The organism is Blastococcus sp. TF02A-35, assembly GCF_004571075.1.
In the GTDB taxonomy this organism is placed as follows: Bacteria; Actinomycetota; Actinomycetes; order Mycobacteriales; family Geodermatophilaceae; genus Blastococcus.
The window spans coordinates 1-22088 of sequence record NZ_SPQP01000008.1 but is presented as its reverse complement, the minus strand read 5'-3'; the positions used below and the strand labels follow the sequence as shown (position 1 = coordinate 22088).

General features: G+C 72.8%; 23 protein-coding genes and 1 pseudogene. 15 read left to right on the top strand and 9 right to left on the bottom strand.

All coding sequences use genetic code 11. From position 1 onward, the window contains the following. The first annotated feature begins 17 nt into the window (after positions 1-17). The 3 genes from E4P43_RS05610 to E4P43_RS05600 all read left to right on the top strand — a co-directional run bounded on the left by E4P43_RS05610 (position 18) and on the right by E4P43_RS05600 (position 3888). The gene (locus tag E4P43_RS05610) at positions 18-1334 is read left to right on the top strand and encodes a citrate synthase (RefSeq protein ID WP_135144434.1); all 1317 of its coding nucleotides are present in this window, start codon (positions 18-20) and stop codon (positions 1332-1334) included. A 107-nt stretch (positions 1335-1441) separates the two neighbouring features. Then, positions 1442-1633 (top strand): hypothetical protein, encoded by a 192-nt coding sequence (locus E4P43_RS05605; RefSeq protein WP_135144433.1) that lies wholly within the window; start codon positions 1442-1444, stop codon positions 1631-1633. Between the two features lie 152 nt (positions 1634-1785). Further along, positions 1786-3888, top strand: coding sequence for an NlpC/P60 family protein (locus E4P43_RS05600; protein ID WP_245158944.1), 2103 nt, complete (start codon positions 1786-1788; stop codon positions 3886-3888). 15 nt (positions 3889-3903) lie between these two features. On the opposite strand, the gene E4P43_RS05595 is transcribed toward E4P43_RS05600, so the two are convergent. Continuing rightward, positions 3904-4668, bottom strand: a complete 765-nt coding sequence (locus E4P43_RS05595; RefSeq protein WP_135144432.1) for a hypothetical protein — start codon at positions 4666-4668, stop codon at positions 3904-3906. Continuing rightward, complete coding sequence (locus E4P43_RS05590) at positions 4665-5015, bottom strand: hypothetical protein (RefSeq protein WP_135144431.1); 351 nt, start codon at positions 5013-5015, stop codon at positions 4665-4667. The genes E4P43_RS05595 and E4P43_RS05590 overlap by 4 nt, the downstream gene beginning before the upstream one ends. Positions 5016-5269: 254 nt before the next feature. Between E4P43_RS05590 and E4P43_RS05585 the strand changes: the two genes are divergently transcribed. After that, positions 5270-6592 carry a serine/threonine protein kinase gene (locus E4P43_RS05585; RefSeq protein WP_167759077.1) on the top strand — a complete coding sequence of 441 codons (1323 nt, stop codon included), beginning with the start codon at positions 5270-5272 and terminating at the stop codon, positions 6590-6592. A gap of 70 nt (positions 6593-6662) precedes the next feature. On the opposite strand, the gene E4P43_RS05580 is transcribed toward E4P43_RS05585, so the two are convergent. The 7 genes and pseudogenes from E4P43_RS05580 to E4P43_RS05550 all read right to left on the bottom strand — a co-directional run bounded on the left by E4P43_RS05580 (position 6663) and on the right by E4P43_RS05550 (position 12159). Beyond that, positions 6663-7763, bottom strand: a complete 1101-nt coding sequence (locus E4P43_RS05580) for a flagellar biosynthesis protein FliA (protein WP_135144429.1) — start codon at positions 7761-7763, stop codon at positions 6663-6665. A 72-nt stretch (positions 7764-7835) separates the two neighbouring features. After that, positions 7836-8342, bottom strand: coding sequence for a hypothetical protein (locus E4P43_RS05575; protein ID WP_135144428.1), 507 nt, complete (start codon positions 8340-8342; stop codon positions 7836-7838). 333 nt (positions 8343-8675) lie between these two features. Further along, positions 8676-8849: pseudogene (gene csrA / locus E4P43_RS20915) on the bottom strand (carbon storage regulator CsrA); the annotation flags it as partial. 86 nt (positions 8850-8935) lie between these two features. Continuing rightward, positions 8936-9379, bottom strand: coding sequence for a flagellar assembly protein FliW (locus E4P43_RS05565; protein ID WP_135144427.1), 444 nt, complete (start codon positions 9377-9379; stop codon positions 8936-8938). Then, on the bottom strand, positions 9379-10272 hold the full coding sequence (flgL, locus tag E4P43_RS05560; protein WP_135144426.1) for a flagellar hook-associated protein FlgL: 894 nt from the start codon (positions 10270-10272) through the stop codon (positions 9379-9381). The genes E4P43_RS05565 and flgL overlap by 1 nt, the downstream gene beginning before the upstream one ends. 5 nt (positions 10273-10277) lie before the next feature. Next, entirely contained in the window at positions 10278-11672 is a 1395-nt protein-coding gene (gene flgK / locus E4P43_RS05555; protein WP_135144425.1) for a flagellar hook-associated protein FlgK, read from the bottom strand. A gap of 1 nt (position 11673) precedes the next feature. Beyond that, positions 11674-12159, bottom strand: coding sequence for a flagellar protein FlgN (locus tag E4P43_RS05550; protein WP_135144424.1), 486 nt, complete (start codon positions 12157-12159; stop codon positions 11674-11676). 268 nt (positions 12160-12427) lie between these two features. Between E4P43_RS05550 and E4P43_RS20780 the strand changes: the two genes are divergently transcribed. The 11 genes from E4P43_RS20780 to fliG all read left to right on the top strand — a co-directional run bounded on the left by E4P43_RS20780 (position 12428) and on the right by fliG (position 21969). Beyond that, positions 12428-13327 (top strand): sigma-70 family RNA polymerase sigma factor, encoded by a 900-nt coding sequence (locus E4P43_RS20780; protein ID WP_280790934.1) that lies wholly within the window; start codon positions 12428-12430, stop codon positions 13325-13327. Positions 13328-13450: 123 nt separating this feature from the next. Continuing rightward, positions 13451-14284 carry a flagellin gene (locus E4P43_RS05540; protein WP_135144422.1) on the top strand — a complete coding sequence of 278 codons (834 nt, stop codon included), beginning with the start codon at positions 13451-13453 and terminating at the stop codon, positions 14282-14284. Positions 14285-14409: 125 nt separating this feature from the next. Then, entirely contained in the window at positions 14410-15756 is a 1347-nt protein-coding gene (fliD, locus tag E4P43_RS05535; RefSeq protein WP_135144421.1) for a flagellar filament capping protein FliD, read from the top strand. A gap of 46 nt (positions 15757-15802) precedes the next feature. Next, complete coding sequence (fliS, locus tag E4P43_RS05530) at positions 15803-16189, top strand: flagellar export chaperone FliS (protein WP_135144420.1); 387 nt, start codon at positions 15803-15805, stop codon at positions 16187-16189. Beyond that, positions 16186-16620, top strand: a complete 435-nt coding sequence (locus E4P43_RS05525; RefSeq protein WP_245158943.1) for a hypothetical protein — start codon at positions 16186-16188, stop codon at positions 16618-16620. Before fliS ends, E4P43_RS05525 begins: the two co-directional genes overlap by 4 nt. A 173-nt stretch (positions 16621-16793) precedes the next feature. Then, complete coding sequence (locus E4P43_RS05520) at positions 16794-17885, top strand: glycosyltransferase (RefSeq protein WP_135144418.1); 1092 nt, start codon at positions 16794-16796, stop codon at positions 17883-17885. A gap of 363 nt (positions 17886-18248) precedes the next feature. Then, positions 18249-18596 carry a flagellar basal body protein gene (locus E4P43_RS05515; protein ID WP_135144417.1) on the top strand — a complete coding sequence of 116 codons (348 nt, stop codon included), beginning with the start codon at positions 18249-18251 and terminating at the stop codon, positions 18594-18596. 1 nt (position 18597) lies between these two features. After that, on the top strand, positions 18598-19005 hold the full coding sequence (gene flgC / locus E4P43_RS05510; RefSeq protein ID WP_135144416.1) for a flagellar basal body rod protein FlgC: 408 nt from the start codon (positions 18598-18600) through the stop codon (positions 19003-19005). 2 nt (positions 19006-19007) lie between these two features. Then, complete coding sequence (gene fliE / locus E4P43_RS05505; RefSeq protein ID WP_245158959.1) at positions 19008-19316, top strand: flagellar hook-basal body complex protein FliE; 309 nt, start codon at positions 19008-19010, stop codon at positions 19314-19316. After that, complete coding sequence (fliF, locus tag E4P43_RS05500) at positions 19316-20914, top strand: flagellar basal-body MS-ring/collar protein FliF (RefSeq protein WP_135144414.1); 1599 nt, start codon at positions 19316-19318, stop codon at positions 20912-20914. Before fliE ends, fliF begins: the two co-directional genes overlap by 1 nt. Next, positions 20911-21969 carry a flagellar motor switch protein FliG gene (fliG, locus tag E4P43_RS05495; protein WP_135144413.1) on the top strand — a complete coding sequence of 353 codons (1059 nt, stop codon included), beginning with the start codon at positions 20911-20913 and terminating at the stop codon, positions 21967-21969. The genes fliF and fliG overlap by 4 nt, the downstream gene beginning before the upstream one ends. Positions 21970-22088: the final 119 nt, after the last annotated feature.

Genomic DNA, 22088 nt, shown 5'->3' with positions numbered 1-22088 from the left:
GGGTAGCGTCCCAGTCGATGAGCGAGACAGACCGCGCCGCCGCAGTCGGCTCCGCCGACGTGGCCCTGCGCTACCCCGGTGGAGAACTGCCCCTTCCCGTCAAGCGCGGGACCGAGGGCGCCGACGGCATCGACACGAGCAAGCTGCTGGCGACGACCGGCCAGGTCGCCCTGGACATCGGCTTCGTGAACACGGCGTCGTGCACCTCGGCGATCACCTACATCGACGGTGACGCGGGCATCCTGCGCTACCGCGGGTACCCGATCGACCAGCTCGCCGAGAAGTCCAGCTTCCTGGAGGTCACCTACCTCCTGATCCACGGCGAGCTGCCCACCGCCGACCAGCTGGCGGAGTTCGACGGCAAGGTCCGCCGGCACACGCTGCTGCACGAGGACCTCAAGCAGTTCTTCAACGGCTTCCCCCGCGACGCGCACCCGATGCCGGTGCTCTCCTCCGCGGTCAGCGCGCTGTCGACCTTCTACCAGGACTCGCTGGACCCCTTCGACGAGGAGCAGGTGGAGATCTCCACGCTGCGCCTGCTGGCCAAGGTGCCGACCATCGCCGCCTACGCCTACAAGAAGTCGGTCGGGCAGCCGTTCCTGTACCCGGACAACTCCTACGGCCTGGTCGAGAACTTCCTGCGCATGACGTTCGGCTTCCCCGCGGAGCCCTACGACATGGACCCCGACCTCGTGAAGGCGCTGGACATGCTGTTCGTCCTGCACGCCGACCACGAGCAGAACTGCTCGACGTCGACCGTCCGCCTGGTCGGCTCCTCGCACGCCAACCTCTTCGCCTCGGTCTCGGCCGGCATCAACGCGCTGTTCGGCCCGCTGCACGGCGGGGCCAACCAGTCGGTGCTGGAGATGCTCCAGTCGATCCAGCGCGAGGGCGGGGACATCCCGTCGTTCGTGAACCGGGTCAAGAACAAGGAGCCCGGCGTCAAGCTCATGGGCTTCGGCCACCGGGTCTACAAGAACTACGACCCGCGCGCGGCGATCGTGAAGAAGACCGCCGACACGGTGCTGGACAAGCTCGGCGGCAACAACGAGCTGCTCGACCTCGCCCGGCAGCTCGAGGAGATCGCGCTCAAGGACGACTACTTCATCGAGCGCAAGCTCTACCCGAACGTCGACTTCTACACCGGGCTGATCTACCGGGCGATGGGCTTCCCGACGCGGATGTTCACCGTCCTGTTCGCCCTCGGCCGGCTGCCCGGCTGGATCGCCCAGTGGCGCGAGATGATCGCCGACCCGAGCACCAAGATCGGCCGCCCCCGCCAGATCTACACCGGGGAGACCGAGCGGGCCTACGTGCCCATCGGCGGCCGCTGACCGACGCCGGCACACGGGCCGGGTGACCCTCCGGGGTCACCCGGCCCGTTGCGTCCGCGCCCCAGGTCCCTACGGTGGGTGCGCCACCGCACGTGAGAGGACCCCGCATGGCCGAGCTCCCCGACGAGGACGTCCTCGTCCTGCCGCCCATGCCCCTGGCCACCGGCCGGCTCCTGGAGCCGGAGGACGACGGCCCGCCGGTCCGGATCACCAGGCTCGAGGTCGTCATCTCCACCGAGGACGGCGGCGAGCTGCGGATCCCCCTCGTGCACCGGCACGGCGCCTGGTGGGCGCCCTGAGCCGGCTGCCCGGCTCCACCTGACCCGGACGGGTCGCACCCCCGTTCCGGCGAATTCTTCAAGCACCTCCCCCGGCGTGTCGATGGATGTGTGGGACCTCCTGACCTCAGGAGACACATCCGTACCGACGACGACGCCCGGGGGACGCCGCAGTGCCTGCACCGCGTACGCCTGCGCGCGCGTCGACCACCCGCTCGACCACCTCGAACCGGGCCCGTCCGACGTCCCGCACCGCGCCCTCCGCCCGAACCCGCACCGGCACTCCCCGCCGCGACGGCCGACCGCCCCTGACCCCGGCGGAGGCGGCCGCCCTGCGGGAGGCCAAGGCGCTGCGCGAGGCCCAGCTCCGGCGTGAGCTGGAGGCGCGGCGCGAGGCCGTGGCCCTGCGCCAGGCCGTCGCGGCCCGCCCCGACGTCACCCCCGAGCAGCTGGCGGCCGCGCGCGCCGCCGTCGCCGCCCGTCGCTCCAGCAGCACCGCCCGGCCCGGCACCCGGGGCACGAAGCGGCCCGCGGCCGGTCGCACCGCTGCCCGGCGCACGCCGGCCCGCACGCGGGGCAGGCGGACCACCACTGCGCCCGAGCGCACCGGCACCCGCTGGTCGACCCGCATCGGCGTCGTCGCCACCAGCGCCCTGCTGCTCCCGGCCGCGCTCGCGCTGGGGCTGCCGGCACCCGGCCAGCTCGGGGGCGCCACCGACACCACCACCCTGGCGCTCACCGCGCGCAGCTCGCTGCTCGAGCAGACCGACCACTACCGCCGCCTGGAGCAGGCCGCCGACCAGCGGCGCGCCCGGCTCCAGCAGGCCCAGCTCGCCGAGCAGGACGCCCGGGAGCGGGTGGCCGCCCAGCGGTCGACCGTCGGCGTCAGCGCCGCCGCGCTCTACCGCTCGGCCCCGGTCGACCGCCTCCCCGTGCTCGGGCTCGACGCCCGGGAGGCCGCGGCCACCCCCGCGGTCCTGCTGCGGCAGGCCGTGGCCGACGAGGCCGGGCTCGGCGTCCAGGCCAGCGTCGTGCGCGCCGAGCGCGCGGCGGCCGACCTGCGTGCCGCCCGCGCCCGGGTGGCCGCCGCCCGGGCCGAGCTCGCCGTCGCCGAGGAGCGGGCGGAGGAGGTGCTCGCGACCGTGCGGGCCGAGGTCGACGACCTCTCCCCCGAGGTCTCCGGCGTGCTCGCCGGCATCGGCTCCATCCCGGTCGCCGGGCCGCAGCAGGCACGCAACGACACGGTCATGCGGCGCTGGCAGGAGTACCTGGGACGGCTGGCCGCGGCCGGGATCGCACCGCCGTCAGCGGCGTCGATCACCGACCCCGCCGCGCTGCCGGACGGGTTCTCCGCCGCCCTCGACCCCGACGGCGCCCCGCTCCCCGGCGTCGTCTGGTCGGTCATCGGCAGCGAGCCGGTCACCGTGCTGCCGGCCGAGACCGTCGCCGCGGTGAGCAACGCGCTCTCCCAGCTCGGCAAGCCGTTCGTGCCCGGGGCCACTGGCCCGGAGACCTACGACTGCGCCGGGTTCACCCGCGCGTCCTGGCTCATGGGCGGGTACGCCCTGGCCGGGACCCCGCAGGACCAGTGGGCCCGCGGCGCCGCCGTCCCCCTGCGCGACCTTCAGGTCGGCGACCTGGTCTTCTCCCCCGGCGGCACGGACGTCGGGATGTACCTGGGCGACGGCGACGTCGTCGGCGCCTCGGCCGCCACCTACCAGGTGGGCGTGCGCTCGCTGGACCCCGGCTCGTCGGCGGTCCGCGTCACCGCGACCGCGCCGGCCGCGGCCAACGCCCCGCTGCCCGCCCTGGCCGACAGCACCGGCGCCTGCGGCGCCCCGCTGCCCGCCCCCGGACCGGTGAGCGCGGCGTGGGGTGGCTGGTCCAACGGCCGGATCCCCGTCGAGGCGCTGTGCCGGCTCGGGGTGGACGGGCACGCGCTCCGCTGCGACGCCGCGGCCTCCTACGGCCTGCTGGCCGAGGCCTACACCGCGGAGTTCGGCACGCCCCTGTGCATCACCGACTCCTACCGCTCCTTCGGCGGGCAGGTGGCGGCCTACTACCGGAAGCCCTCGCTGGCCGCGCTGCCGGGCACGTCCAACCACGGCTGGGCGCTGGCGGTCGACCTCTGCGACGGCATCAACGTCGCGGGCACCCCGCAGTGGCGCTGGATGACGGCCAACGCCGCGCGGTTCGGCTTCGTCCAGCCCGACTGGGCCCGACCCGGCGGCGAGAAGCCCGAACCGTGGCACTGGGAGTACGGCCGCATCTCCTGACGCGGCGGCGGGCGGTCAGAGCCAGGGCAGGTCGACGACGTCCCGCCACGGCAGGGTGACGCTGGACTCGCCGCTCTGGCCGGCCAGGCGGCGGGCCACCCCGGGCTCGGCGCAGACCACGGGCCGGTGCGGGGTCACGACGACGTGCATGTCCGGCGTGCTGAGCCCGGCCGTGGTGGAGCGGTGCAGCATCAGCTCCGGTGCCACCAGCGCGGACGTCGCCAGGACCGGGACCGTGCGGTGCGACCACAGCGCCAGCGGGCCCTCGACCCGCATGTCCAGCGAGACGTCGTGCGCCCGGCCGGTCGCCGCGGACCGGGTGCGGTGCAGCTCCACGGTGCGCGCCGTCGGGGACGGCGCCCACGGGACGGCGGAGTCGCCCCGCAGCACCACGACCGTCCAGCCGACCGCGGTCTCCGCGTCGTCGGCCCAGTCGAGGACGGCGATGCCCGCGCGGGCCGCCGCGTCGTCGGTCACCGGGCGCCGGGCCACCCAGGCGCGCAGCGCCGCCGCGATGCCGGTGCTGGTACCAGGCACCCCGGCGCGGCTCATGTCGTCGGCGAGGTCGACCAGCGGGACCTGCTGGCTCCGCTCGTCCTCCTCCACCCGCAGCACCGTCCCGGCGCCGGGACGGCGGACCAGGGCCAGGTGCAGCCTCGTCGTCTCGAGGCGGGGCAGCAGCTCCGTCGCCACGTCGATCAGGTCGCCGACGTCCACCGGGGCGGCCCGGAGACGGTGCAGCAGACCGGACGACGTGCCGAAGATGCTGGATGCCGTCACGGGCGGCCCACCCCGCCGCCGAGGACAGCGCGCAGGACGTCGGGCAGGCCGGGCAGGTCCAGCACACCGGCCAGCTCGGCGGGGCTGAGCCGAACCGGGAGGACGTCGGCGTCCCAGCCCGTGGCCAGCCGGACGCGTGCGGTCGAGGACGGCCACACCGCCTCCCGGGCCGCGGCCACGTGCAGCTCGGTGAGCACGTCCTGCAGGTGGATGGCGCCGACCGGGTGCACGTCGTCGTCGGCCAGCGCCGTCCGCACCGTGTCGGCCAGCAGCCGGCGGGCGGCCGAGTCGAGCCAGTACGGCACCAGCGCCTGGGCGTCGGCGTCCTTCGCGGGCAGCGGGCTCATCGGCTGCCACCCCCGTACCACTGCCCGTCCGCCGACGGCGCCTGCGTGGCGTGGTGGCGGGTGCTCGGACGGGGCATCACGGAGTGGATATCGGCAGGCGCAGGCCCTCGTGGACCCCTTCGCGGACCCTTTTCCGGGCGGAGGTGCCGGTCGGGCGTGTCCGGCCGTGCGCGTGACCCATGTCGCACCGCGGGCGTAACCCGCGGCGGACCGGCGCGTTCTCATCTCGACACCCCCTCGACCGGGAGGCTCCCGTGCGCCGAACCGCCGCTCCGCTGTCCGTCGCCCTCGCCCTCACCGCCGTCCTCGTGACCGGCGGGACCTCCGCGGCCGTGCCGTCGGCCGACCGCGGCGACACCGGCCGGCCCGCCCACGCCGGCCCGCCGCGCGACGTCATGTTCGTCGGCAACAACTGGGACGGCACCGCCACGGTGGTCGACGCCCGGACACACGAGACGATCCGGACGGTCGACACGATCCCGGACCGGGCGAAGCGGATGGCCGAGATCGTCACCCGCCCGGACAAGCTCGCCTTCTACCTGGCGATCCAGGCGGCGATCGGCGAGGGCCGCGCGCAGTACACCGACGACATGTTCACCACGCACGACGGCCGGCTGCTCGCAGTCAGCCGGCCGAGCTTCGCCGACGTCGTGGGCATCGACCTGGCGAGCGGGCAGATCAGGTGGCGCTTCCCGATGGAGGGCTACCGGTCCGACCACATGGGCGTCTCCCCCGACGGCGAGCGGCTGCTGGTCAGCGACTCGACCGCGAACAAGGTGCACGAGCTGGACATCCGCACCGGCGTGAAGACCCGGGAGTTCGCCAGCGGGGACACGCCCCACGAGAACAACTACACCGCCGACGGGGAGCGGGTGTTCCACGCCAGCATCGGGCGGGTCTACACGCCGACGGACCGGCCGCAGTTCCGCCTCCCCTACGACACCCTCAAGGGCGAGCAGGTCTTCCAGATCGTGCGCACCGACGACATGGCGATCGAGGCGCGGTGGGACATGGGCAAGGAGCTCGAGGAGGCCGGCTACCCGGACATGGCCTCGGCGGTGCGGCCCATGGCGGTGGCGCCCGACGAGCGGTTCGTCTACCTGCAGGTGTCGTTCTTCCACGGCTGGATCGAGTTCGACACGCAGGCCCCCGACGAGGACGGCAGGACCACCTACGAGGGCGAGCCGGCGGTGGGAGCGGTGACGCGGGTGGTCGACCTGCCGAAGCTGACGCAGGAGCCGCGCGAGCTCTACGTGCTCGACTCCGCCCACCACGGGCTGGCGATCAACCCGGAGGGGACCACGCTGTGCGCCGCCGGGACGATGGACGGCTACGCGGCGATCGTCGACCGGGAGACCGAGGAGCACCGGCTCGTGCCGGTGGGCGACAAGCCGTACTGGTCGACCAACGGCGTCTTCGGCGACGAGTGCTGGGTCTCGGTGAGCGGCGAGGACGAGGTCGTCGTCATCGACTACGACACCGCGCAGGAGATCACCCGCATCCCGGTCGGTGACCACCCGCAGCGCGTCCGCGAGGGCGTCGTCTCCCCCAGCGTCCTCAAGGCCTGGACCCGCTGACCCCACGAGATCTGCACACTCGCCCCCATCAGCGGGCTGATGGGGGCGAGTGTGCAGATCTCGTCGGGCGTCAGTCGGCGAGCTCGGCGAGGCGGTGCTTGAGGGCCTTCTCCACGCGGTCGGCGTACACGTTCATGTTCCGCACCGAGGTGTTGAGGTCCTGCGAGAGCTGGGTCTTGGTCTGCCCGCCCCAGGTGGTCAGGTACCAGGTCGCCCAGCCGAGGACGTTCGGCTGGCCCGCGCGCTGGTCGCGGCGCGCGTCCGGGTCGGGGGCGCAGGCGGCGGTGAGGGCGTGCGACAGCAGGGTCTGCTCCGCCTCGCCCATGATCTCGTCCGGCGCCTCCGAGGAGTCCGGCAGCAGGATCTCGGTCGCGTCGGGCGCGCCGTCCAGCGACTGCAGGTTGCGCAGGCCGTTCAGCGTGGCGACGGTCTGGGAGTTGCGGCGCAGGGTGGCGACGCTCTGGCCCATGTAGGCGGCCAGCTCCTTCTCCGTGGGCCGGCGCTGGTGCTCGGCCATGAAGGAGGCGACGGCCTTCTGCTGCTTGTGCTCGGTGTCCGCGGCGGTGCGCCCGTGGGCGTTGCGGCCCAGGTCGTGCACCCACTTGGACAGCTGCGTGGCGAGGAACGCGCCGAACGGGACCGACTTGGTCTCGTCGTACTGCGCGACGGCCTTGAGCACCCACTCGTACACCTGCTGCCCCAGGTCGTCGGGGTCGGGCAGGTGCAGCCGGATGGTGCTCATGTTCCGCTGCAGGCGCTTGAGGCTGACCGGCCCGTAGTGCCGGCACAGGTCGGCCAGGAACGCCGGCGGCAGGTCCCGCGGCGCGCGGCGGCGGACGTCGGTCTCGGCGCGCAGGCCGATGGTGGTCACGCCGGCGCCGGCGCACCAGGCCTTGACCCAGTCGGCGAGCACCGCGGCGGTGCCGCAGGCGCCGTCGACGCGGTAGAGGCCGTCACCCTGGTCGTAGCTGACGGTGACGCCGTCGGGGAGCTCGCTGCGGAACTCGTCGAGCGGGATCTCCTGGTCGGCGCGGAAGTGCACCCGGTCGCGGGGGGTGATGGGCGCCAGGGCCCAGCCCTCGGCCTCGGGGATGCCGCCGAACACCAGCGGCTGGCGGATGCGGCTGCGGTCGTCGGTCGTCGGGTTCGCGGGAGGGAAGCGGTCGGACATCGGTACTCCTGGGCACTACGGGGAAGAATGGGTCACCGGTGGGCCGGTGACCCGGTACTGCGGAGGAGGCCGTCAGGCCGGAATGCGCTCGCCCGGACCGGGGAGCCGAGGCGCGGGGATCGGGGACGCGGGCGCCGACACGTCGGGCAGCGCGTCGCCGAGGTCGGCGGCGAGGTCGTCGACACGCGCGGTGCCGTCGGCCAGGCGGTCGAAGAGGGCCGTGGCCGCAGCGCGCTCGGTGGCGCTGGGCTCGGCGGTGTAGACCGGCATGTGGTCGTAGAGCGAGGTGAAGATCGCCGAGACGAAGGCGTACGCCGCCTGCGCCTGGGGCGAGAACTTCGCGATGGCCGTGCGGGGGCCGAGGTCGATGCCGACGGTCACGCGGACGACCCGGTCGTCCTTGCTCAGCCCGGTCACCGTGACGACGACGTCCTCGTGCTCGGCCGCCAGCGACGCCAGCGCCGCGAGGCACTTGCGCGTCGCACCGCGGCGCGGTCGCAGCTGCACGTGGACCACCACGGACTCCGGCTCGCCGGTCTGGTCGCCGGCCACCGAAGCGGTGAATGCGTTGCGTGCCATATTGATCGCCCCCTGTCACTTGCTTGGGGAGAAATCTGCCGCATGAGCGGTCCGAACACGGAACACAACTCGCTGTGTCCAACGCAGTTGTGAGGGCGAAGCTTCGGCAATAGTTGCCCGTGTCGCGCCCGGGTCAGCGCGCGGTGACGTCAACTTGGCACGGCTTGCCGAGGGGGAACCCCCCGTTGCCGTGCAGTTCTGTCAGTCGTTCACGCGTGCCGGACCCGGCTCGGTGGCGTCGGTCGCGGCCGGGCCGTCGACGGCGTTCTCGTCGACCGGCGCGGCAGGGGCGAACGCGGCCAGCGCGCCGAGGGTGTCGGCGGTGACCTGAGCCGCGAGCAGGTTGGCCTCGGCGATCTGCCGGTAGACCTCCTCGCGGTGGATCGCGACCTCGCGCGGGGCCTTGAAGCCCAGGCGGACGGTGCCTCCGCGGACCTCGACGACGTGGACCTCGATGTCGTCGCCGATGCGGATGGTCTCGCCGACGCTGCGGGTGAGAGTGAGCATGGGTACCCCTCCATGGGTGATGTGGTGGCCGTCCGTGGCGGTGCCCGCCGGTGCGGGCCAGGACCGCAGATCGCGGCCCTGTGAGGTTATCGGCGTAGGCGCCGCCGAAGGGGAAGGGACCCGTCGGTCAGGACCACCTGCCGGGCCCGGTGCGTCGAGGGGGCGACGACGACCGGCGCGCGGAGGTTGGCCGTGGCCTCGGCGGGGTTCCCGTCGGGCACGCTGAGCAGGCAGAGCACCCGGGCCTCGGCGACGTCGGCGAGACCCAGCTCCAGCCGGACCGACGCCGGCAGGACCGGCGAGTAGTCCGGGAAGAACTCCCGGGCGGTCACCGCGAGGAACCGCGGGCCGTCCGGGGCGACCGACTGCAGCCAGAACAGCAGCCCGGTCGAGTCCCCGGCCACCAGGACGTAGTCCACGTGGCCGGGGAAGCCCGGCATCGGCTCGGCGAACGACAGCACCTGGACCGGGGGCGGAGAGGGTGCGGTCGCCGGCGCGGGAGCCGGTGCGGGGAAGGCGGGGGCGGTCATCAGCGCAGGTAGTCCATCAGCGTCGGGGAGATGGCCTTCGCCGTCGCCTGCAGCGCCGCCTGGTAGCCCACCTGCTGCATCTGCAGCCGCATGATCGTGTTCGGCAGGTCGACGTTCTCGACCTCGCCGAGCTCGGTCTCGAGGGTGAGCGCGAGGTCGGTGTTGATCTGCTGCTCGCGCTCGACCCGGGCGGCGCGCGCACCGACGTCGGCGATGCCGCCGAGCATCCGCTTCATCGCCACGTCGAGGTCGGCGAGGTCCTGGCCCAGGTCCTCGGGCGCGTTCACCAGGTTGTCGGCGATCCGGCCGACGACGGCGAACAGGTCGTCGCCGCCCGGGGTGTCCGGGCCGAATGCCTCGATGCCGTTGAGGTCGACGCGGACCTCCTCGGTGAACGACACCCGGCGCATCACCTGGGAGCCGTCCATGACCTGGCCCTGGAAGGCACCGCCTTCGTAGGCCCGCGGGCTGGTGGTCACGCCGCCGAAGATGGGGCGCCCCTGGATGGTCGTGTTGGCCAGGCCGTACAGCGTCTCCTTGAGCGAGGCAACCTCGGTGGAGAGCGCCTGCCGGCTCGCCGGGGAGGAGCTGCCGGTGCTGGAGCCCTGCACGGTCAGGTCGCGCACCCGCCGGGCGACGTCGACCATGTTCTGCAGCGTGGAGTCGGTGATGGACAGCCAGCTGTCGGCGTCGCTGATGTTGCGCGAGAACTGCTCGACGGCGGCCTGGTCCGACCGGGTCTGCATCGCCTTGTTCGTGCCGGTCGGCGAGTCCGACGGCGCGTTGATGAGGCGGCCCGAGGTGAGCTGCTGCTGCAGCTTCCCGAAGGTCTCGAGGTTGCGGTTGAGGCCCTGGAGGCTGGTGTGGGCGACGGCCTTCTGCGTGATGCGCACCTAGATCACAGCCCCACGCGGCCGGTGCGGTTGATCAGGACGTCGAGCAGCTCGTCGATCGCGGTGACCAGCCGGCCCGCCGCCGAGTACGCGTGCTGGAAGGACAGCATGTTGGTCATCTCCTCGTCGAGGTTGACGCCTGCCACCGACTCCCGGTTGGCGTCCACCTGACCGGTGATCACCGACTGGATGTCGAGGTTGCGCTGCGAGACCGCCGACTGGACGCCCAGCTCGACGATCATCTGGCGGTAGGCGGTGTCGGGCGAGCCGACGCCCTGCCCCAGCTGGGAGAGCTTGTCGGCGTTGGCGCGGCCGAGGTTGCCGGTGCCCGAGTCGATGGTGGACGCCGCGAGCTTGCGCGGGTCGGTGATCAGCACCTTGATGGACGACGCCGAGACCGGGTCGGGGCCGACGAGCGGGTCGCCCGCGACCCCGTCGAGGTCGAAGCCCTCGCGGTGCGTGTCGTTGAGCTGGGTGGCGAGCGTCTGCGCGACCTTGTCCAGCTCTCCGCGGTAGGTGGGCAGGATGGAGTTCAGCGCGTGCAGCTGGCCGCCGGCGGTACCGCCCACGGTGACGGTGAAGCCGCCCGGGTCGGTGACCACGCGGGGCCGGTCGGTGGCGTAGCCGGCGAGGTCGTCGGAGCCCTCGACGGCGAGCTTGGACGCGGTGCCGCCGGTGACGAGGCTGGTCCCACCGACGATGACGTCGAGGACGCCGCCGTCCTGCGGGCGCACCGAGACGCCGACCTGGTCGGCGAGCTTCATGATGAGCAGGTCGCGGCGGTCGGCCAGGTCGTTGGCCGGCTTGCCGGTCTGGGAGGCGCGCAGGATCGCGGTGTTGAGCTGGGCGATCGTCTCGGCCGCGGCGTTGACGTCGGCCACGAGGACGTCGAGGTTCTCGCGGGTCTGCTGCCAGCGGCCGTCCAGCTGGGCGCTGCTGAAGTGCAGGCCGCCGACCAGGGTCTCCAGCCGCTTGAGCACCTGGCCGCGGGCGGCCGGGTCCTCGGGCTTGTTGGCGACGTCCTGCCAGCCGCGCCACATGTCGGCCATCAGGTTCTGCAGGCCGGTCGTGCCGGGCTCGCGGAACGCCTGCTCGGCGAACTGGAATGCCTCGGTCTCGGCGAGCAGCTGCGCGCTGTTGGCGTGCTCGGCGTGCCCGCGGCCCTCGAGGAAGGCGTCGCGGATGCGGGTCAGCTTGTCGGCGTTGACGCCGCCGCCGATGCCGTCGCCGACCGAGTAGAACGCGGGGACGACGCTGCCGCCGATCGCCTGCAGGTCCGCCCGCTGGCGGGAGTAGCCCTCGGTGTTGACGTTGGCGATGTTCTGGCCGGTGACGTCGAGCGCCCGGCGCTGCGCCCACAGCGAGGTGGTCGCGGTGTTGAGGAGGCTGAAGGTGCTCACGTCAGAGTGCTCCGTCCAGGGTGACGGCGCGGTGCGTGCCGTCGGAGTGCCGGCCCGTGGCGCCGTAGGTGCCGGCCGACGGCGCCCGGCTCTTGCTGAGGGCGTCGCCGATCGCCGACAGGCCCCCCTCGATGAGCTCGCGGTTGGCGTCGGACAGGCTGCGCAGCTCGGTCACCAGGACGAGCAGGGCCTCGTGGTGCTTGCCGTAGAGGTCGTTCCAGGGGGCGGGGGCCGCCTCGGCGACCTGCCGCAGGGAGGGGTCGCTGCCGATGCCCAGGTGCTGGGCCACGGCCTCGGTGGCCGCGGCGCGCTCCACCTCGAGGGTGCGGAGCTGGTCGAGCACGACCTCGATCTCGTGGGCGATCCGCTGCAGCCAGCGCGTCTTGCCGGTGAGGATCAGGTACTGCTTCTCCTCGGCCTTGAACAGCAGCAGGTCCAGGAGCTCCTGCTCCCGCCACAGCAACGTCGACAGGTGCTGGTAGTCCACGTGTCCACCGCCTTCCGTCGTCTCGCAGGTCCGCACGCGGTCGGCCGGGCCGGGAGGGCCGGGCGGCGACCGCCGTCAGGTGCTGCCATCGGCACCCGTCCGGAGGGGGTCAAGCCGAAGCCCGGAACTCCCGCTCAAGTTCTGCGCGATTTGTGCCGACGGGTGGTGCCGATCTCGTCGCGGCCAGCCGAGAGATACGGACGTGACCCCAGTCCGTGCCCTCGCGACCGAGCGTTCCCTGCGTGATCGGTCCGCGCATGACCGGCCGTTGCGCGAGCGCCCCCAGAACGGCCGGCTCCCGAACCCCTCGAAGGTCCGGTCGCCGAAGGAGGTGGACGCGCTGGTGACCGAGCACCTGCCGCTCGCCGCCTTCGCCGTCAACGCCGTGGCCGCCCGCATCTCGCTGCCCACGCACGTGAGCCGCGAGGACCTGCTCTCCTGCGCGCACGTGGCGCTGGTCGAGGTGGCCAAGCGCTTCGACCCCGATGCCGGCGCCTCCTTCGCCACCTACGCGCTGGCCCGCCTCCAGGGCGCGGTCCTGGACGAGCTGCGCTCCGGCGACTGGGCCAGCCGCTCGGTCCGGGCCGCGGCCCGGCGGACCGACGCCGCCGCCGACGCGCTGACCATCAGCCTGGGCCGGCCGCCGACGCGGGAGGAGCTGGCCGAGAGCCTCGGCATCCCCCGCAGCGAGCTCGACCACCTGCAGGTCGACGTGCACCGCGCCGTCATGGTCAGCATCGACGCCGAGGCCGGCCCTGACGGCACGACCCTCGACCTCCCCGACACCGGCGAGTCGCCGGAGCGGGCGGTCATGCGCGGCGAGCGCGCCCGTCACCTGCACGAGGCGATCCGCGCGCTCCCCGACCGGCTCGACGAGGTCATCGAGCGGAATTTCTTCGGTGATGAATCCCTGACCGACATCGCGGAGGACCTCGGCGTGACCCTCTCCCGGGTCTCGCAGATGCGTGCGCGGGCGCTGACCCTCCTGCACGCCGCGATGGGCGAGATCTGGGAGGGCACCCCGGTCCCGGCGACCGGCGGGGTCCGCGCCCGGAACCAGCAGCGGGCCTACCTCGACCGGGTGACCGGGCGCGAGGGGGCCACCCAGCTCCCCCGGCCGCGGGACCCCTGGGCCACCGCCGGCGGGACCGCGGCACGTACCGCCTGAGGAGGAAAACTTTCCGGCTCGGCTCAAGCGCCAGGCGCCCCCGGCCGATGACCTACTTGCACGGCCCGCAGCACGGATGCAGCGGGATCCCCCCAGAAAGACCTGATTCCAAGGAGGAACATCATGGGTCTGCGCATCAACCAGAACATCGCCGCTCTCAACGCTCACCGGAACCTGTCGGTCACCGACGGTCAGATGAGCAAGTCGCTCGAGAAGCTGTCCTCCGGCTTCCGGATCAACCGTGCCGCCGACGACGCGGCCGGTCTGGCGATCTCCGAGGGTCTGCGCTCGCAGGTCGGTGGCCTCAAGGTCGCCGTCCGCAACTCGCAGGACGGCGTGTCCGTCGTGCAGACGGCGGAAGGTGCCCTCACCGAGGTGCACTCCATCCTGCAGCGCGTCCGTGACCTGACGGTCCAGGCGGGTAACACCGGCGTCGTCGACGCCAAGGCCCGTGGGTACATCGCCAAGGAGGTCACCGAGCTCGCCGGCGCGCTGAACGACATCGCCGGTCGGACCGACTTCAACGGCACCAAGCTCCTGAACGGCAGCGCCTCCAGCCTGTCCTTCCAGACCGGTGCCAACACGGGCGAGACCATGACCGTCGAGCTGAGCAACGTCACCACCGTTGCCACGGCTGTCACCGGCGTTGCCACCAACATGTCGGCCTCCGGTACCTACAGCGCCGGTGCTGACCTGACGACGCTCGACACCCAGATCAAGACGGTCTCGGAGTCGCGCGCCACCCTCGGTGCGAAGCAGAACCGCTTCGAGAGCACCATCAACTCGCTCAACGTCTCGATCGAGAACCTGAGCGCGTCGGAGAGCCGGGTCCGCGACGCCGACATGGCCCAGGAGATGGTCGGGTTCACCCGCTCCCAGATCCTGTCCCAGGCCGGTACCGCGATGCTCGCGCAGGCCAACCAGGCCTCGCAGGGCGTCCTCTCGCTGCTCCGCTGATCCCGATCAGCTGAGTAGCTGAGGCAAGACCCTCAGCATCACCCCGGGTGAGGGGGGAGGCCTCCGTGCCTCCCCCCTCACTTGCTTACGCCCCGCCCCGTCCCGTCGACCCAGGAGCCAGTGACATGACGATGAGCATCAACACCGGCCTGGTGTCCGGGATGGACACGGGCACGATGATCACCCAGCTGCTGCAGCTGGAGGCCCGGTCGCAGACCGCGCTCAAGACCCGGCTCTCGGCCACCGAGACCACCGCCAGCGCCTACCGCACCGTGAACAGCGGGCTCGCCGCGCTGACCACCTCCGCCGAGTCGCTGCTCAAGCCCGAGTCCTGGAGCAGCGCCGCCGCCAGCAGCACCGCGCCCTCGGTCGCCGTCACCGCCGCCTCCTACGCGCAGCCGGCGTCCCTCACCTTCACCGTCGACAAGGTGGCGACCACCGCCTCCAGCGTCAGCACCGGCCGCTGGTCGAGCACGACCACCGCCGCCGGGCTGGGCAGCCTGGACATCCGCTCCGCCGACGGCACCACCAGCAAGGGCACGGTCACCCTCGACGGCAGCGAGACCCTCGAGGAGGCCGCGGCCAAGATCAACGCCCAGACGGCCCTCGGCCTCAAGGCGTCGGCCGTCCAGGTCTCCCCCGGGCAGTTCGCCCTCCAGATCACCGCGGCGACGTCGGGCAAGACCGCCGGCTTCACCGTCGGCGGCACCGAGTTCTCCCTCAACAGCACCGGCCAGGACGCCGAGCTGCGGGTCGGCGGCAGCGGCGCCGGGACGACGGCGTACTCGATCACCTCGGCCACCAACACGTTCGAGGGCGTGCTCCCCGGCACCACCTTCACGGTGAGCAAGCCCGAGTCCACCCCGGTGACCGTCACCGTGGCCGCCGACCCCGGCGCCGTGACGGCCAAGGTCTCCGGCTTCGTGGACTCGATCAACAAGGCGATCTCGACGATCAAGACCTACACGGACAACCAGCCGGGCAGCAAGGCCGCGCTCCGCGGCGAGTACGCGGTGACCTCCATCGCCGGCCAGCTGCTCGCGGCCGTCTCCGAGGCCGTCGGCGAGGACCGCTCGCCGGCCGAGGTCGGGTTCCAGACCACCCGCGAGGGCCTGGTCACCTTCGACAAGGAGAAGTTCACCGCCGCCCTCAAGTCCGACCCCGAGCTCGCCCAGCGGCTCGTGGCCGGCAGCGGCGCGGCCGGTGACCCCGACGCCGTCACGGGCCTGGCCGCCCGCGTCCGCGACGTCGCCAAGGCCGCCTCCGACGCGACCACCGGCAGCCTCACGAACATGGCGACCGGCCAGGACTCGCTCGCCCGTGACATCAAGGACCGGATCGCCGCCTGGGACCTCCGGCTGGCCGCCCGCAAGGTCGCCCTGACCCGGCAGTTCACCGCCATGGAGACCGCGCTGAGCTCGCTGACCAACCAGTCCAACTGGCTGGCCGGCCAGCTCGGCTCGCTGTCCTGACCTCCGCCCCACCCCGCTCGACTCTTCGCTTCAGGAGCCCTTCCCGATGAGTGCTGCTTCGCTTCGCGCCCGCTACCTCGGCGACTCCGTCGCCACCGCCTCGCCGCAGCAGGTGCTGGTCATGCTGTACGACCGCCTGACCCTCGACCTCGAGCGCGCTCAGCTGGCCGTCGCGGAGGGCAACCGGGCCCGGGCCAACGAGGAGCTGCAGCACGCGCAGTCGATCGTCCTGGAGCTGCTGTCCAGCCTCCAGGTGGACGTGTGGGAGGGCGGGCCGCGCCTGGCCGCCCTGTACAAGTGGCTGGTCAACGAGCTGGTCCAGGCCAACCTCAAGCTGGACGGCAACCGCATCGCGTCCTGCCGGGCGGTCGTCGAGCCGCTGCGCGACGCGTGGCGGCAGGCCGCCGCCTCGCTGGCGGGCGTTCCGTCGTGACCGTGGGCCCGGTCAGCGGCTCGGCCGCGGCGGGCTCCGGCTTCAGCCCGTACGCGCCGCCGGCCCGGCCCGGCACCTCCGACAGGGAGGCCGGCGACCACGGTGACCGCCGCCGCCCCGTCGACTGGCACGAGGCCCTCACCCAGCTCGAGGGCGACGTCCTCGCCGCGCAGGAGACCCTCGCCCGCGGACGGGCCGAGGAGATCACCGCCTGGGGCCGGCGCACCACCGACTGGATCCCCCCGACCGGTCTAGGGCCCATCCCGCCCGACCTCCGCGAGCGCGCCGCCCGCCTGCTGCAGCACCAGCTGGCGGTCGCCGAGGCGCTCGTCGAGCGCATCATGCAGTCCCAGAAGCAGCGCGACCTCGCCGCGCGCATGTCCTACGGCACCGAGCGCCCGGTCGCGTCGTTCATCGACCGCGCGCTCTGACCCGTCCGCGACGGCCCGTCCGCCGCGCCACCGGGCCCCGCGCCGCCGAATTCCGGCCGCCGTGGCCGGTCCGGCCGCCCGACTGCCGATGAGGTAGGGGCGAGCACCGGCTGCGACGTCGGGGCCAGCCCCCCGCGCCCACCGGCCGCGGCCACACACGAGAAGGGTCACCCATGCGCGTACTGCTCACGCACGCGATCGCCCAGGGCTCCACGTACTACCGCATCGAGGAGCCGGCCCGCGCCGTCCAGGCCGCGGACCTCGGCATCGAGGTCGCGGTCGCCCGCGGCATCGGCACCACGATGCGCCCGGTCGGCGAGGACGGTGCGATGGAGGTCGTCGACGTCGACGCCCAGGGTGCCGACGTCGTCGTCCTGCAGCTGCCCAAGACCGCCGAGATGCTGCAGATCCAGCGCCTCCTGCAGGCGCAGGGCGTCGCGGTCGTCGTCGAGATGGACGACCTGCTCTCGGCCGTGCCCTACGGCCACATGGGGCACAGCGCCCTGGTCCGCGCCGGCAACAGCGAGTTCGCCGCCCAGGCCGCCCGCGAGGCGGACCTGGTGACGACGTCGACGCCGGCGCTGCTCAAGGAGTACGCCCGCCACGGCCGCGGGGTCGTCGTCGAGAACGCCGTCCCCCGCCGCACGGCGGAGCTGCCGCCGGCCTACGAGCGCACCCCGGACACCGTCACCATCGGCTGGGCCGGCAGCGTGCCGAGCCACCCGTACGACCTGCAGGAGATGGGGTCGGGCCTGCAGCAGGCCCTGGACCGCACCCGCGGGCAGAGCCGGCTGGTCATCTTCGGCCAGAAGTGGGACCTGAAGGAGCGCCTGCACCTGCCCGACGAGCCGGAGGAGGTGCCCTGGGAGATGGACGTCGACTCCTACGCCGTCCGGCTGGGCGAGCTCTTCGACATCGGCATCGCGCCGCTGCGGGTGGACCGCTTCAACACCTCGAAGAGCTGGCTGAAGCCGCTGGAGTACTCGGCGCGCGGCGTCTACTGCGTGCGGGCGCGCACCGAGGAGTACGAGCGGCTCGGGCTCGGCATGCCGGCCCGCTCGCCGAAGGACTGGGCCAAGTGGCTCACCGCCGGCGTCCGCGACGCCGACCGGCGTCGCGAGGTGGCCGCGGCCGCCCGCGAGCAGGTCCTGGCCCACCACCTCACCGAGCACACCGCCGAGCGCTGGGCGGCTGCCTGGCGCGCCGCGCGGGAGAACCGCACGCGCGCCGGGGACGGCCGCCGGCTGGCCTCCGCCGCTCGCTGACCCCACCCCACCGCACGCACGCCCCGTCGCCGTCACCGGCGACGGGGCGTTCGTCGTCTTCCGGGGTCCGAGCAGCGCAGACGCCGGCCCCGGGCACGGAAGGTGCCAACTCCCCAGTCCCGGTCGGCCCGCTACGCGACCACCGCACCGCTGGTCACACGCGCCACGGTCGACCCTCCCGGGTCCTGACGTCCCTCCCGTGCCCCCGCTCGGTCAACCGCTCCGGGCCGGCTGCCGATGGAGCTACTGCACGGAGAGCAACACCTTCGCCACGGATCGGCGGCCCCGCACTCGCTCGCGAGTGCTCTTCCGCCTACCCCGGAGGTCGATCGTGTCCTGCTCCACCTGCCGGCCCGCCGCTCGATGATCGCCGACGCCACGTCGACGGTGCTCAAGGCAGCCCTCGCCGGGCTCGCCCAGCGGCAGCGGGTCACCGCCGACAACATCGCGAACGTCAACACCCCCGGCTTCCTGGCCGGGCGGACGGACTTCGAGACGTCGCTGCGCGGGGCCGTCAGCAGCGGTCAGACGCCGGCGATCACGGGCGGCACCACGCTCCGCTCGCTGGAGCCGACCAACACCAACGGCAACAACGTCAATTTGGACGCCGAGACGGTCATCGCGACCGAGACCGGCCTGCGCTACCAGATGGCGATCAACGCGCTCGACGGCAAGTACAGCTCGATGCGCACGGCACTGAGGACGAACTGACATGAGCATGTTCCAGGCACTGAGCATCTCCCAGTCCGGCCTGATGACGCACCGGAAGTGGCTCGACGCCGTCTCCGACAACATCGCGAACATCAACACCGTCACCCGGACGAACGAGGACGCCTTCCAGGAACGCCTGGTCGTCGCCCAGGCCGTCGACTACGGGTCCGGCGAGGGCGGCGTCCGCGTCGCGCGCGCCGAGTTCGGCAACCCCGAGGGCCGCATGGTCTACGAGCCGGACCACCCGCTGGCCGACGCCGAGGGCTACGTGAAGTACCCCGACATCGACCTCGGTGACCAGATGACCCACATGATGATGGCGCAGCGCGGCTACCAGGCCAACCTCGCCGTCATCGAGCGGGCCACCAACGCCTACCAGGCCGCGCTGCAGCTCGGGAAGCGCTCGTGACGATGCCCATCGGCGGCATCCCGCCCGTCGGGATCGGCGCCGTCAGCGGCGTGGCCGGCAGCACCCGCGGCACGCCCGCGGTCGAGGCGACCGACGGCTTCGCCGCCGTCCTCGCCTCCAGCTTCGACGCACTCCAGGCCAAGCAGTCGGTCACCTCCGACCTGGCCGTCCAGGCCGCCACCGGCGACCTCAAGGACGTGCACGACTACATGATCGCCAGCGCCGAGTCCGGCGTGGCGCTCGAGATGGTCGTGACCATCAAGAACCAGGCCGTGGCGGCCTTCACTGAGATCATGAGGATGCAGATCTGATGAGTTCGGCACTCGCCGGGACGCTGGAGCGTGCCCGCTCCACGTTCGCATCCGTCGGCCTCGGGCAGAAGGTCGTCATCGGCCTGCTGCTCGTCGGGCTGATGCTCGGCGGGTTCTTCTTCTACAGCTGGATCACCACCCCGACCCAGGCCCCGCTGTTCTCCAACCTCGCCGCCTCCGACGCCTCGGCGATCGTGGAGGAGCTCAACGCCCAGAGCGTCCCCTACGAGCTCGCCGACGGCGGCGCCACGATCATGGTCGCCAAGGACAAGGTCTACGACCTGCGCCTGGCCATGAGCGGCAAGGGCCTCCCGGCCGGCCAGGACACCGGGTACGCGCTGCTCGACGAGCAGGGCATCACCACCAGCGAGTTCCAGCAGCAGGTCACCTACCAGCGCGCGCTGGAGGGCGAGCTCGCCAAGACCCTCGAGGCCCTTGCCGGCGTCAACTCCGCCATCGTCAAGGTGGCGCTGCCCGAGGAGGAGGTCTTCGTCCGCGACAAGGCCGCGCCCACCGCCTCGGTGCTCCTCGACCTCTCCCCCGGCACCCAGCTGTCCGGCGAGCAGATCCAGGCCGTCACCAACCTGGTCTCCTCCAGCGTGCAGGGCATGTCCCCCGACCAGGTCACCGTCGCCGACGCCAGCGGGCAGGTCCTCTCCGCCCCCGGCAGCGGCATGACCCCCGCCGCCGGCGACGCCCGCTCCCAGGTCGAGCAGGACTACGAGAACCGGCTCGCCGCGAGCGCGCAGAAGATCCTCGACTCGGTCGTCGGCCCCGGCAACAGCGTCGTCTCCGTGCGCGCCGACGTCGACCTCTCCAAGCGGAACACCACGTCGGAGACCTACAACTACGACGAGCAGACGCCCCCGGTGTCGGAGCAGACCACCACGGAGCGGTACACCGGCACCGGTGCCCCCGTCGGCGGCATCCTCGGCCCGGAGAACATGCCCGACGCCGCGGCCAACGCCGGCGGCGGGAACACGAACTACGAGAAGGAGTCCTCGACGGCCAACAACGCCGTCGGGAAGACCGTCGAGGTCGTGGAGGACGCCCCGGGCGCCCTCAACCGGCTGACCGTGTCCGTCGTCATGAACGACGCCGTCGCCGGCAACCTCAACCAGCAGCAGATGACCAACCTGATGACCACCGCCGTCGGCCTGGACCCGGCCCGCGGTGACGACATCACGGTCGCCGCCATGCCCTTCGACGACACCGCCGCCACCAACGCCGCCGAGGCGATGGAGGCCGCTCGCGAGGCCGAGGCCAGCGAGCAGATGTGGTCGATGATCCGCACCGGCGGGATCGCCGCCGGCATCGCGCTGGTCGTCCTCATCGTGTGGCTCCGCTCCCGCCGCGGGCGCGAGGACGCCGAGGAGGACTACGAGCCGCTCGAGCTCGACGACGACATGCTCGCCGAGCTGGACCGCCTCCGCGTGGCCAGCACCCGCGAGCCCGAGGTACCGGTCACCGACGCCCAGCTCCAGCTGGAGGCCGCCGAACGCGCCAAGGTGCGAGGGGAGATCTCGACGATGGTCAGCGAGCGTCCCGACGAGGTCGCGGCGATGCTGCGCGGCTGGCTCAGCGAGAGCAAGTCATGACCCTCGCCAGCATCCCCGCCGCCGCCCCGGCCCCCGTGGCCGTGCCCGCGCGTCCCGAGCTGCCCGGCCTGCGCAAGGCCGCCGTCTTCCTCGCCCAGATGAGCAAGGAGGAGGCCGGCGTCCTGCTGGCCCAGCTGCGCCCCCGCGAGGTCGAGGCCCTCACCCGCGAGCTGATGAAGCTCGGCTCGGTGGAGCTCGAGGACGTCGACGGCGTCATGCGCGAGTTCCACAACCTGATGACCGCCCAGCAGTTCGTCGGCCGCGGCGGCGTCGAGTTCGCGCGGGAGGTCCTCGCCGCCGGCCTCGGCCAGGACAAGGCCGAGGGCATCCTCTCCCGGCTCAACGTCGTCTACACCGAGGTGCCGTTCGCCTCGCTGCGCAACGCCGACGTCCGCCAGCTGGTCACCTTCCTCAAGGACGAGCACCCGCAGGTCATCGCGCTGGTGCTCGCCCACCTCACCGCCGCCCAGTCGGCCGAGGTCCTGTCCGGGTTCGTGCCCGAGCAGCAGGCCGAGGTCGCCCACCGCATCGCCACGATGGACCGCACCTCCCCGGAGATGGTCCGCCTGGTCGAGGAGGAGCTGGGCCGCCGGATGGGCTCGATCCTGGCCCACCAGGACATGACCACCGTCGGTGGCGTCGAGACCCTGGTCGAGATCATCAACCGCTCGCCGCGGCCGACCGAGCGCTCGATCCTCGAGTGGCTGGACAACAGCGACCCGGAGCTGGCCGAGGCCGTCCGCGCGCAGATGTTCGTCTTCGAGGACATCGTCACCATCGACGACCGCTCCCTGCAGCTGGTGCTGCGCGAGGTCGAGGCCAACGACCTGGCCACCGCCCTCAAGGGTGTCCGGCCCGACGTCCGCGACAAGGTGCAGCGCAACCTCTCCGAGCGTGCCGCCGAGAACCTCGCCGAGGAGATCGAGCTGCTCGGCCCGGTGCGCACCCGCACGGTCGAGGAGGCCCAGGCCAAGGTGGTCGGTGTCATCCGCACCCTCGAGGAGCAGGGTGTCCTGACCATCTCGCGCGGCGGCGACGATGAGTTCGTTGCGTGAGGGCGCGGTCCTGCGCGGCGGCCCCGCCGCGCAGGCCCGCCCGTACCGCGAGGTCATGGCCGAGCTGGCCCTGACGCCGGCCACCCCCGCGGCGCCGGCCACCCCCGCGGCGCCGGCCA

What these genes read in the sequence shown, in the direction of transcription:
- E4P43_RS05540 (WP_135144422.1), top strand. Translation starts at nt 13,451, where the DNA reads ATGGGTCTGCGCATCAACCAGAACATCGCCGCTCTCAACGCTCACCGG.
- fliG (WP_135144413.1), top strand. Translation starts at nt 20,911, where the DNA reads ATGACCCTCGCCAGCATCCCCGCCGCCGCCCCGGCCCCCGTGGCCGTG.
- E4P43_RS05565 (WP_135144427.1), bottom strand. Translation starts at nt 9,379, where the DNA reads ATGACCGCCCCCGCCTTCCCCGCACCGGCTCCCGCGCCGGCGACCGCA.
- E4P43_RS05610 (WP_135144434.1), top strand. Translation starts at nt 18, where the DNA reads ATGAGCGAGACAGACCGCGCCGCCGCAGTCGGCTCCGCCGACGTGGCC.
- flgC (WP_135144416.1), top strand. Translation starts at nt 18,598, where the DNA reads ATGAGCATGTTCCAGGCACTGAGCATCTCCCAGTCCGGCCTGATGACG.
- E4P43_RS05605 (WP_135144433.1), top strand. Translation starts at nt 1,442, where the DNA reads ATGGCCGAGCTCCCCGACGAGGACGTCCTCGTCCTGCCGCCCATGCCC.
- fliF (WP_135144414.1), top strand. Translation starts at nt 19,316, where the DNA reads ATGAGTTCGGCACTCGCCGGGACGCTGGAGCGTGCCCGCTCCACGTTC.
- fliS (WP_135144420.1), top strand. Translation starts at nt 15,803, where the DNA reads ATGAGTGCTGCTTCGCTTCGCGCCCGCTACCTCGGCGACTCCGTCGCC.
- fliE (WP_245158959.1), top strand. Translation starts at nt 19,008, where the DNA reads ATGCCCATCGGCGGCATCCCGCCCGTCGGGATCGGCGCCGTCAGCGGC.
- fliD (WP_135144421.1), top strand. Translation starts at nt 14,410, where the DNA reads ATGACGATGAGCATCAACACCGGCCTGGTGTCCGGGATGGACACGGGC.
- E4P43_RS05520 (WP_135144418.1), top strand. Translation starts at nt 16,794, where the DNA reads ATGCGCGTACTGCTCACGCACGCGATCGCCCAGGGCTCCACGTACTAC.
- E4P43_RS05580 (WP_135144429.1), bottom strand. Translation starts at nt 7,763, where the DNA reads ATGTCCGACCGCTTCCCTCCCGCGAACCCGACGACCGACGACCGCAGC.
- E4P43_RS05590 (WP_135144431.1), bottom strand. Translation starts at nt 5,015, where the DNA reads ATGAGCCCGCTGCCCGCGAAGGACGCCGACGCCCAGGCGCTGGTGCCG.
- E4P43_RS05575 (WP_135144428.1), bottom strand. Translation starts at nt 8,342, where the DNA reads ATGGCACGCAACGCATTCACCGCTTCGGTGGCCGGCGACCAGACCGGC.
- E4P43_RS05515 (WP_135144417.1), top strand. Translation starts at nt 18,249, where the DNA reads ATGATCGCCGACGCCACGTCGACGGTGCTCAAGGCAGCCCTCGCCGGG.